2 protein-coding genes are annotated in these 10846 nt (G+C 40.3%); both read right to left on the bottom strand.

The window, feature by feature from the left end; all coding sequences use genetic code 11:
- Positions 1–8490, bottom strand: an 8490-nt coding sequence (locus tag ACP6PL_RS15055; protein WP_426546079.1) for a two-partner secretion domain-containing protein, incomplete at its 3' end; no start/stop codon positions are given.
- Positions 8491–9190: 700 nt separating this feature from the next.
- Positions 9191–10846: CHAT domain-containing protein (locus ACP6PL_RS15050; RefSeq protein WP_426546078.1), on the bottom strand; the 1656-nt coding region annotated here is incomplete at its 5' end.

The raw sequence follows: 10846 nt of genomic DNA, 5'->3' as shown, positions 1-10846 counted from the left end.
AGTGGCATCATTCCCGGCATTGACATTAACATCGCCTACATCCTGGTCTCCGCCAGCGGTAAAATTGGCAGTAGCATCATTCCCGGCATTGACATTAACATCTTCTATAGCTTGATTTTCTCCTGACTCAATATCAATATTAACATCTCCCTCTCCTGCTGTTATATCAATATCTCCTGTTGTAATATCTTCTGGCGCTCTGAGTATTAAATCTCCTATTGTGCCATCTGAACTGATTTCTAGATCATAAGTTGTAATGGAGCCATCTGTTGCTTCGACGTTAATTTCACCAGCGCTGGTTGTGCCAATAGAGCTTAAATCTCCTGTGCCGACTTCTTCTCCGTTAATGAGAATACTACCACTACTTCCTGCTGGTGCTTGTGTGGTAACATTTCCTGTATTGACTGTAGCTGTCCTACTTTGAATTCTGAGGTCTCCACTTTCTATTGCTCCAAAGGATGAGACATTTGCTAGATTTACACTTTCAGGAGCACTTAGTGTGATGTTTCCTCCTATTCCTTGCTCTGAGAATGAGTCTATATCCCCACCCGTGGAATTAATCTCACCTATTTCACTTTCTACTGTAATAGTGCCTCCCTGTTCTATTCCTTCTGAGCGAATACCGTTAATAGTTATGCTGCCTGGGGATGTGAGGGTTACATCTCCAGCCGTTCCTTCTGTGGAAAATGTATTTAATGTTCCTTGAGCATTGATGCTATTTTCACTGCGACTGTCTATGGTGATATCTCCTCCTTGTTCTGTTCCTTGGGAAAGTATGTTTTCTATATTAACTGAACCTTCTGCGTTGATGTTGACATTTCCGGCAGTGCCTCTTTCTGAGAAGGTTTCTATCGCATTGGTAGCGTTGATTTGTGCTTGAATACTGGTGATGCTTACATCTCCACCTATTGTAGCTTTATTTTGGTTAAGTGCGCTTGCCTCTAGTTTGCCTGTGGTAATATTTTCTCTGGCATTGAGAGTAATATTTCCAGTGCCGTCTGGGGAACGAGAATTTATGGTTCCGGCAGTAGTATCTATTGTACTATTGTTGCTGTGGAGGGTAATATCTCCAGCGACTCCTTGGGTAGCTTCTCCTTGGGGTAAGGGGATGAGGGTAAAATTTTGGTTGACTGTTCTTCTGTCTCTGACAAACCCTGATGCTAGATCTATTTGACCTGTTTCTATTGCGCCATCTGCAATAATATTAACCTTTCCTGTGTTACCAACGTCTGCACCAGAATATATTTTTGCTGTTGTGGTGTTAATATTATTTCCGGCTTCAAGAATAATATCTCCCCCTCTCCCCACTCCCCCGCTACCCCGCTCCCCCTCTTTTTCTGGGGGTTCGGATGCTGAGATTATGTTGCTGTTGTTGGTAATGTTGATATCACCTCCTGCTTTTAGGGTGATTTGACCTCCATCTGCGTCAGCAAATGAGTAGATGTCCCTTGTGCTTATGTTTCCTTGGGGTGCTTCTATGGTAACGTTGCCTCCATCGCCTCCTCCCGAATAGTTAGCTAGGAATTGGCTGTTACTGCTGTCTATATTTCCAGTTTCTGATGTAATGGTTATTTGACCACCTTCTTGTTGTCCATGAGAACTAATAGTATTCGTGGTTATGTCTGTTTTGGCTTGGAGGTTGACATCTCCAGCGTTTGCTTGATCTGAAAATGATTGAATAGGTTTGGTAGCATCGATCTCTCCGTTTTGGCTAATAATACTAATATTACCTCCATTCGCAGTTTCGGTTTGATTGTTTGCTTCAGAGGTAATGATGCCTGTAGTGATGTTATTTTGGGCTTCGATATTGATTTGTCCGGCGTTTCCTGCTGCTGTACTTTTGGCAGAAATGGTGCTGTTTGGGGCTGTCATTTCTCCTGTTTTAATGGTGATAGTGCCTCCATTTCCTTCTCCTGTGGTTTCTGTGATTATTTGACCTTCTAGTTGGAATGTTTGGCTAGGAATAATATCGATCCTGCCTCCGTCTCCGCTGTTGGATGTGGCTGCTGATATTGTTGTCTTTTCAGCGATGGTGAGGTTTTCTGTTTCTATATTGATGCTGCCTGCGTCTCCACTACCTTCAGTTTCAACTGTTATTCTACCTTCACCGGAAATATTTATGTTTTCTGGCGCGAATATGTTGATGTTACCTCCGTCTCCTATCGATCTGGTGCGGGCGGATATGAAGCCGTTTTCGGTGAAAGTAATATTTAGATTTGGGTCAAATTCACCTCTTATTCCCCTCCTAGGATGGGTTAGGGATGGGTCCCCCTCTCCCCCTCTCCCCATCCCCCCATCTATCCTATAGGGGTTGACTGTGAGAGTCCCTGCGGGGGTTTCTCCTGCTGTTTCGGCGAATATTCCGAGTCGGCCTGATATTAGTATATCTGTGGCATTAATGGTGATGTTACCTCCTGCTTCTGTGTTGCTTGATCCTTCTCTTGCGGTGGCGCTTATTTGGGCATTTTCTCCTATAGTTAGTTCTTGGGTTGTGATTTCTATGTTTCCGGCTTGGCCTTGGTTGTTAGTTTCCGTGGTTAAACTTGTTCCTGTTTCTAGGGTGAGGTTTTGGGTATCAATGTTAATGGCTCCAGCATTTCCTTTGTCTTCTGTGGAGGCACTTATAGCTACTCTATCTGAAAGTGTAAGGTTCTTGGTATTGATGTTGATGGTTCCGGCGTTTCCTTCATCTGTGGTTTGGACTGAGATGTTGCCGTCTCCTTTAATATTAATGCTTTCTGGGGCAGTGAGATTAATGTTACCTCCGTTGCCTGTGGACGAAGTGGAGGCGGAGATGAAGCCATCGTTGGTGAAGGTAATGTCTAAGTTGGGGTTGTCTTTGTAAGGGCTTAGGGTGAGGATGCCTGCGTCTGCTGTTGATTCGGTTTCGGCGAATATTCCGAGTTCTCCTGCGATGTCGAGTTGGTTGGTGTTGATGGTAATGTTGCCTCCTGGCTCAGTGCTTGTGGCTCCAATATTCACTGTAGCACTGATTTGGGCGTTGTTGCCAATAGTGAGTTGGGGAGTGATAATTTCTATGTTTCCTGCTTTTCCACCCCTGTTGGTTTCTACTGATAGTTGAGTGTCAGCTTCTAGGTTTAGTATTTCTGCGGCCATAACTGTGATATTACCTCCATCTCCCGTGTTTTCGGTGAAAGCTAGTATTTGGGTGTTAGGTTGGATGTTGATTTGGTCGCCTTCTAGGTTGATGTTGCCTGCTTTGCCTTGGCCTGCTGTGAAGGCAGTGATGTCTATGCCGTCTGAGAGGGTAATTTTGGGGCTGATGATTTCGACAAATCCGGCATCCCCTGCTCCGCTACTGCTGACTGTTATTTGTCCATTGCCAGTGATGTTTAGGATTTCTGGGGAAAATAGGATGATGTTGCCTCCATCTCCTTCAGTTTCAGTGAAAGCTGAGATTTGGGCGTTGTTGTTGAGGGTAAGTAGAGTGTCTGTTGTGATAAATATATTGCCTGCATCTCCATTCCCAAAGGTGTTAGCAGATATTATAGCACCATTAGTAACTTCCAAGAAATCTGTGGTAATGCTGACACCTCCTGCATTTCCTTCTGCATTTGGTTGAACTGTACTGAATGCTCCACTTCTGCGGAGGCCATCATCTGTTACTCCATCAAATATTACAGTTTCTTCTGCTATAATATTAATATTCCCTGCATCCCCTTTAGCGAAGGTACTGGCAGCTATTTGAGCAGCATTTTTAACTTCCAGAGACCTGGTGGTAATAGTTACACCCCCCGCATTCCCTTCTGCTCCTCGTTGCACTGAGCTATCTAGTCCAGCGAAAAATTCTGAGTTTGTTCCATCCAAGACTACAGTCTCAGTAGCATTAATTTCCACACTCCCTGCATTTCCATTCCCAAAAGTACTAGCAGATATGAAAGCACCATTAGTAAGTGTTAAAGAACCTGTTGTAATAGTTACACCCCCCGCATTTCCATTTGCTCCTTGTACAACTTCACTTAATGCCACACTAGAGAAACCATTGGAGTCTACTCCATCAAAGACTATATCTTCTGCTGTGATATTGATACTACCAGCGTTTCCATTGCTAAAGGTACTGGCACCTATTAAAGCACCATTAGTAACTGTTAGAGAACCTGTTGTAATTGTCACACCTCCTGCATCGCCCTCTCCTCTCACTTCGCTAAATGCTCCACTGTTAAACCCATTGGAAAATTCTCCATCAAAAACTATAAAGTCTTTGGCAGTAATATTAACACTACCTGCATTCCCTTTACCAAAAGTACTGGCAGATATTTGCCCACTATTGGTAGCTTCCAGAGAACCGGTTGTAATTGTTACACTTCCCGCCTTCCCTTCTCCAGTTTCTGCAACTGTGCTAAATGCACCACTGTTTGGTCTGCCATCTGGAGATGCCCCATCAAAAACTACAGAATCTTGTGCAATAATATCAATACTTCCTGCATCCCCTTTACCACCGGTACGGACAATGATTCGAGCACCATCCTTAGCTACTAGAGAACCAGTTGTAATTTTTATATCCCCAGCCTTTCCTTCTGCTCCTGGCAAAACTACGCTCAATGCACCGCCAGATAAACCATCTGATAAATTTACCCCATCAAAGACTATAGTATTTTCTGCTGTGATATCAATATCTCCTGCATTTCCTGTTCCTTGTGTGCTGGCATTTATTTGAGCCCCATTGGTAACTTCCAGAGAACCTGTAGTAATACTCACATCCCCCGCATTCCCTTTGGCTCCTGATTCTACTATGCTAGCTGCTCCACTGGAAGTACCATTTAAAGATACCCCATCAAAGACTATAGTATCATCTGCTTCGATGTTGATATTCCCGGCTGTTCCTGTTCCTTGTGTGCTAGAATTTATTTGAGCGCCATTAGTAACTGTCAGAGAATCAGTTGTAATTTTTACATTTCCTCCTTTACCTTTTGCTTCTGATGCTACTTGGCTCAATATTCCACTACTTCTTAAACCATCTGGAGATACTCCATCAAAAACTATAGAATCTTCAGCAGTAATCTCAATGCTACCTGCATTCCCTTGGCCACGGGTACTAGAATCTATTTGAGCGCCATTAGTAAGTATCAGAGAACCTGCTTTAATAATCACATCTCCAGGATTTCCCTCTGTTCCTGTTTCTATTCTGCTAAATACTCCACTAGAGAAGCCAAACTTATCTACCCCATCAAAAACTATAGTATTTTCTGCCGTAATATTGACATCGCCTGCATTCCCTTTGTCCCCAAAATTACCAACACCTATTTGACTACCATTGGTAACTTCTAAAAAACTAGTTGTAATATTAATACTCCCTGAATTTCCTGTTGCTCCTGATCTGACGTCGCTGACTACTAGATTCTCGTCAAATACCACTCTATCCTTTGCTCTAATATCAATACTCGCTGCATCCCCTTTGCCAAAGGTACTAGAAGATATTACAGCACCTTTAGTAACTGCTAGAGAATCGGTTGTAATATTTATACCTCCTGCTTTCCCCTCTGCGTCTTCTAATCCAACTGTGCTGAATATTCCACCACCAATTCCCAAAAACTCTACCCCTAACCCGTTCACTACTACAGAATCCTCTACTATAATATTCACCCTGCCTGCATTTCCGATCCCAAATGTACTAGAACCTATTTGAGCGCCATTAGTAACTGCCAGAGAACCTGCGGTAATGTTTACACCCACTGCATTTCCTTCCGATCCTTCTCCTACTGAACTAACTATGCGACTAGGAATATCATCTGGAGATATTCCATCAAGGACTACAGAATCTTCTGCAGTAATATCAATACTCCCTGCATCCCCTTTTCCATTGGTACTAGCAGATATCGCAGCACCATTGGTAACTTCTAGAGAGGTTGTCGTAATAGTTACATCCCCTGCATCCCCTTCTGCTTCCGATCTTACTGAGGTAGTTACTCCAGTAATAATTTCTGAGTCTCCTCCATCAAAGACTAAAGCATCAGTAACATGAACCTCTACACTTCCTGCATCCCCTTTTCCATTGGTATTAGCAGATATTTGAGCACCATTTTTAACTTCGATAGAACCTGCAGTAATAGTCACATTCCCCCCATTCCCATCTGCTCCTGAACTTACTTGGCTAGCAGCTCCAGTGAAAATTTCTGAGTCTTCCCCATCAAAGACTACAGTCTCAGTAGCATTAATCTTCACACTCCCTGCATCCCCTGTGTTAAAGGTACTGGTAGATATTTGAGCACCATTTTTAACTTCGATAGAACCTGCAGTAATAGTCACATTCCCCCCATTTCCATCTGCTTCTGGATTCACTTGGCTAGCAGCTCCAGTGAAAATTTCTGAGTTTCCTCCATCAAAGACTACAGTCTCAGTAGCATTAATCTTCACACTCCCTGCATTTCCTATACCAAAGGTATCAGAAGATATTTGAGCGCCATTTTTAACTTCTAGAGAACCTGTACTAATAATCACACCCCCGGCATTCCCTTCTCCTGTTGGTTGGACTGTGCTATATGCCCCACTTGGGAAAGTACCTGAGTTTTTCCCATCAAAATTTATAGTATCCTTTGCTGTAATTATTACACTCCCTGCATTGCCTTTTCCTAGAATACTGGCAGATATTAAGCCACCATTAGCAACTTCTAGAGAACCTGTAGTAATATTTACATTTCCTGCATTTCCTTCTCCTGTTGGTTGTATTATGCTCAATACACCACTGGGTAAATCATCTGACAATAGCCTATCAATTACTGTAGTCTCCTCTACTGATAGTACCCCATCAATTACTATAGTATTTTCTGCTGACAATAGTCCATCAATTACTATAGTCTCCTCTACTCTAATATTGACACTCCCTGAATTTCCCTTAGCCCAAGTATTAGCTGATACCCAAGCACCATCAATAACAAGATTTTTGGCCGTAATATTGAGATCGCCACCTGTTCCACCATCAACAAATAGATCGGTAGAAATATTTTCAACAACAGTTATCTCTCCTTTAGTTTCAAGAGTAATATCACCTCCACCAATAGTCGAAATACCTACAACTTCCTCGCTAACTCTACCAACATTTACATCTGCTAAAAGATTAAAGAAAATTCCACCACTAATTGCTTTTGCCTCCAAATTTTCTACATTCAACTCCAAAGGCGCATCAATTAAACCTATTCCACCGCTATCTTTTGTTTGAAATAAAGCACTACCAGCATTAATAATTGAATTATCATAAACTCCCGTAATATTTCCACCATTAGCATTAACTAAAACCTGCCCTGTTGTTGTTAAATTTGCTAGATTTATATCTCCTACTTCTCCTAAATTCCCTAACTCAATATTAATCGTGCCACTTCCAGCATTTAACATCGTTCCATCCAGTTGATTTATGTCAGCTTTCCCATCAGAACGGTTAGTAATATTCATCTCATCATTATTACCAAGTAGGTCAATATTTCCATTCCCAACTGATGTGTCAATATCAGCATTGATATTAATACTTCGACCAGCTTTTAATTCTATAGATGAACCAGTTTCTATTTTTTCATTAAATGTTATATTGTTATTAGCTAAGACAATAAAATTACTTTCTGAATCTTGGGTAGAGGTAGTTGATAAATCTATATTTCCTGAGACAAATACATTTCCTGGTGTATCGGCAATTATGGTATTATCTGTTAATTCTAATTCACCATTATTATTAACAATAATCGATGTAGCATTGTTTTCTTCTCCACCTGTCAATAATTCTGGTAAAGATAGAGTGTCTAAATTAGAAATATCTTCTATTCTGGAGTCTACTTCTAAACTTAACAAATGTCCTGGTTGAGATATTCTCAAGACACTACCACCATCTACTGCTGCAATAGTAATATTTCCATTTGTTGTAGAGAGTTCTCCTGTATTAATGACTGTGCCACCCAATAAAGTGAGATTTTCTCCAGAGTTTAAAGTTAAATTTCCCTCATTAACTATAGCTCCTGGAGTTGAGACGTTAAATCTATAACCACTGGGGTTTCCGACTAAATTTGAGTAGTCGTTTGTTCCCATAGCTTTAAACCAGAAATTGTTGTTGTCAAAGCCAATTCCTGTGGCAGTAGTGACGCTGAATGAGGCAGGTATATTGAGGCTGGCGTTTGGACCGAACATTATGCCTGCAGGATTAATTAAGAAGAGGTTGGAATTACCGCCGATGACTTGGATCAGACCATTTATATATGAGGCATTTCCTCCTGTAACCCTGCCCAGAATATTGCTAGTGTCGGGGGTAGTAAAGAAATTTGCGGTTTGGCCAGAGTTGACATTGAATTTATCAAAGCTATGGAAAAGATTAGCTCCACTGCGAGTGCCACCTTCGATATTAAATTCGTTGCCTTCTGGAGTAACGGTGGTGTTAGTGCCATCGTTAGCAGGGGTTATGGGTTGGGAGTTGGCAGGAGTTGGGGCTAATGTGCCTAATATTAAAGTCAGAGCTGTTATACTGTAAGACTCTACAAAAGTCGGTTTCATAAAAATAAAAAATATTCAATACAAGATTAATTTTCAAGTCTACCTCACCATCCTAAAAAGTGCTACTGGACTGTTTCAGCTAAAACTGTGCATTAAATTTGTCATTGCGAACGAATGTGTTTGCGGAGCATTCCGTCAGGAAAGCAATCTCAGGCCAACTTCCTATTGCACCATTTAAGATGAAACAATCCACTACAATATTATTTCTGTTGGTATAGTCTCCTGTAAAATATGGGAATATATCTACTTTAGATTTAAGGTTTTTCCTTCTCTTAAAGCTTTTATCCTAGAGAATATAACTTATCTTTTTCGTCAAATATACATTTCCTATAAAGTCTCTTTTAATAGTGCCTATTATATCAAATCCGGATCATTACTATAGCCTGCGTCATTGCGACTGGAACGGAGTGGAAGGAAGTAATCTCAGGGGTTATGCGAGATTGCTTCCTATCGTCGCAATGACGATTTTTCAACCGGATTTTATATTATTCGTAACATTCTTTTTCTTAAATGGTATTATATAGAATCCAGATAATTACTATAGCCTGCGTCATTGCGACTGGAACGGAGTGGAAGGAAGCAATCTCAAGGGGTTAGGAGATTGCTTCCTATCGTCGCAATGACGACTTTTCAACCGGATTCTATATTACTCTCTAATGCTCTAATTATTCATTATCAATTATCCATTATCCATTATTAATTACCAAGGACTACCAACCATAGTAAACCCCGCCCAATAATAAGGATGAGCAAAATTCTTATTGTGAATATTCTCTAATTCCGGTGGCAAACTCACCTCACCACGACTACCCGAACCCCTTAACGTACCATCTGCTATCACAACCTCCCCTCTTAACATCGCTAATTGTGCTTCTCGTAATGCCTCTGCTTTAATCTTAACATCATCTAAATGAGAGTAAAATTCTGTCATTAATCCTAATGTACCTTCATCACTAACTAACCATAAACTCCCCAATACTGACTTTACTCCCGTCGCTACAGCAAAACCAGCAAAACCTAATTCTGCCTCTTTATTCCCCACTGCAGTTTGACAAGCAGATAACACTAATAATTCCACTGCCGGATTATTCCAACTTAACTGTCTGACTTGATTTAATCGCAATTTTTCGTCCCATAATTGAATATAAGATTTACTCACATCTCCTTTTCTAAATTCAGCATGAGTAGCTAAATGAATAATCGGATAGGGATAATTTTGACGTTGACTAATTAGATTTTTCAGGGTAAATTCTTCATTGAAGAAACTCTTACCTTGCCATAAATCTTTGGAGATAGTTTCTAACTCTACAGGTACAGCAGGTAAAGGTGTATTTTCCCTAAATTCACTAGCACCCATTCCCAATAATTTTGTATTTTGAAGAGGGCGATAACGACTATCCATTAAACTCACACTCGGAATTAAAGAAATACTATATTTCTCAATCAAAAATTGTTCTCCATCATGTAAAGCTGCCAGAGGTAACAGACGAAAACCACTATCCATACTGAATAAAATAGTATCAATATTAGCTGCTGATAATTCGGCTGAAATTGGGGCAATTAACCACTTATATAATTGTTGAGATTCTGCCAAATAACTTGTTGATTGAAGATTTCTGGGATCGATAATTTCTGACATTAATTTGATAGCAGATAGTTGCAATTTTTGACGATTAACGGAGGGAATGGTTTTGAGAATTGGCTGACCATCTTTGGTAAATAATATGATTTGTATTTGCTCTTGATAAGCATTAATATAAACAACTGCTGATTCTTTTCCTGTTTGATCGGCTATGTCTGTCAAAATATCTCGGACATTTTTTGTATTGACTAATTCTTGGTTGAAATCTTCTCCAAAATAATCTGAATATTCTTTGATCCGGTTTTGCTCTAACAGAGTTACTATTTGGTCTGAACCTGTGGCAACTGTGAGAGGATTGGTATTAACAGTATCAATTATATTTAATATTTCTTGAGTATCGGTGGTATTGTTGATAGATGATTCTGTTTTTTCTTTAGCAGTGTCTGTATTAGTTGTTTGGTTATTATTACTGGGGGTAGTGGTTGCAATTATATTGGAGGTTGTGGTTGTTGAAAAAGTATTGGCTTCTAGGGAATTTGTGGTAGTATTATTCAGGATATTAGTATTATTATTCTGGGAATTTTCTTGATCAATAGTAGGGTTAATAATTTGGTTATTATTGGGAATAACTGAGGTAATATCTATATTTTGATTCACTCCATCGTTCTGAATATTAATAGATTCATTGCCAGCAGTTTGATTAATTACTGGTGTATTAATATCTCCTCCTGCGGTTTGATTAAGATTAGCATCATTGCCAGCAGTTTGATTAAT

The sequence above is a fragment of the Dapis purpurea BLCC-M126 genome (assembly GCF_050015975.1).
Classification (GTDB): Bacteria; Cyanobacteriota; Cyanobacteriia; order Cyanobacteriales; family Microcoleaceae; genus Trichodesmium.
The sequence above is the reverse complement of the archived record's forward strand: the minus strand, read 5'-3'. Positions and strand labels throughout refer to the sequence as shown.